The following is a 1,394-nucleotide window of genomic DNA, read 5'->3' as shown; positions in this document are numbered from 1 at the left end:
GGGACTGTGGATCTAACGGTGTTTCCGGCCTGACACGCTGAGCGTGGTGCTCGGCGAGGAAGGCGGCCGTGATGACCGCGACACTGGATGACGTGACCCCCAGGAAGAAGCAGGTCGAGCCGTCGGCTGAGGAGCAGGCCGCGGCGGAGCTGGTGCGGCTGGCACGTGAGCAGGGCTTGTCGTTGACCGGCCCGGACGGGCTGCTCAAGCAGTTGACCAAGACGGTGCTGGAGACGGCGCTCAACGAGGAGATGACCGAGCACCTCGGCTACGAGAAGCACAATCCGGCCGGCGCTGGCGCCGACAACATCCGCAACGGCACCCGGCCCAAGACGGTGCTGACCGAGGCGTCCGGGCTGGTGCAGATCGATGTGCCCCGGGATCGGGCCAGCACGTTCCAGCCGCAGATCGTTAAGAAGCGCCAGCGCCGATTGTCAGGCGTGGACGAGATCGTGCTTTCGTTGTACGCCAAGGGTCTAACCACCGGCGAGATCTCGGCGCACTTCGCCGAGATCTACGGTGCTTCGGTGTCGCGGGAGACGGTCAGCCGCATCACTGACAAGGTCGTCGACGAGATGACCGAATGGTCGCATCGCCCGCTGAACGAGATCTACGCCGCGGTGTTCATCGACGCCATCGTGGTCAAGGTCCGCGACGGGCAGGTCGGCAACCGGCCGTTCTACGCCGCGATCGGCGTCACCCTCGACGGGGAGAAGGACGTGCTCGGGTTGTGGGCCGGCAATGGCGGTGAGGGCGCGAAGTTCTGGATGAGCGTGCTGACCGACCTGCGCAACCGTGGCGTCAAGGACGTGTTCTTCGTGGTCTGCGATGGGCTCAAGGGTCTGCCCGAGGTCGTGACGAATGTGTGGCCGCAAACGGTGGTGCAGACCTGCATCATCCATCTGATCCGTAACACGTTCCGGTTGACCTCCCGCAAGTACTGGGATGAGCTCAAGCGGGACATCAAGCCGATCTACACCGCGGTCAACGCCACTACGGCCAGGGCGGCGTTCGACGCCTTGGCCGACAAGTGGGGCGACCGCTACGGCGCGGTGATTCGGTTGTGGGACAACGCTTGGAGCGAGTTCATCCCGTTCCTGGATTACGACGTGGAGATCCGCCAGGTGATCTGTTCGACCAACGCGATCGAGTCCCTCAACGCCCGCTACCGGCGAGCGGTCAAGGCCCGAGGGCACTTCCCCAACGAGCAGGCGGCGCTAAAGTGCCTGTATCTCGTGACCCGATCCCTGGACCCGACCGGCACCGGCAGAACCCGATGGACGATGCGCTGGAAGCCCGCGCTGAACGCGTTCGCCATCACCTTCAGCGACCGATTCCCGGCAGCTGAAACCTACTGAGGAAACCGCCGGAAACACCGTTAACGAGATAGTCCC

1 protein-coding gene is annotated in these 1,394 nt (G+C 64.3%); it reads left to right on the top strand.

What is annotated here, in order from left to right; translation table 11 throughout:
• Positions 1 to 71: 71 nt before the first annotated feature.
• Complete coding sequence (locus AB0M47_RS42760) at positions 72 to 1,358, top strand: IS256 family transposase (protein WP_363424781.1); 1,287 nt, start codon at positions 72 to 74, stop codon at positions 1,356 to 1,358.
• Positions 1,359 to 1,394 lie beyond the last annotated feature (36 nt).

Source organism: Hamadaea sp. NPDC051192, from assembly GCF_040682475.1.
GTDB classification, from domain to species: Bacteria; Actinomycetota; Actinomycetes; order Mycobacteriales; family Micromonosporaceae; genus Hamadaea; species Hamadaea flava.
Note: the sequence above shows the minus strand (reverse complement) of the source record. Positions and strands in the feature narration are given on the sequence as shown.

Excerpts from the sequence above, each read along its gene's own strand:
- AB0M47_RS42760 (WP_363424781.1), top strand. The coding sequence starts at position 72 with ATGACCGCGACACTGGATGACGTGACCCCCAGGAAGAAGCAGGTCGAG.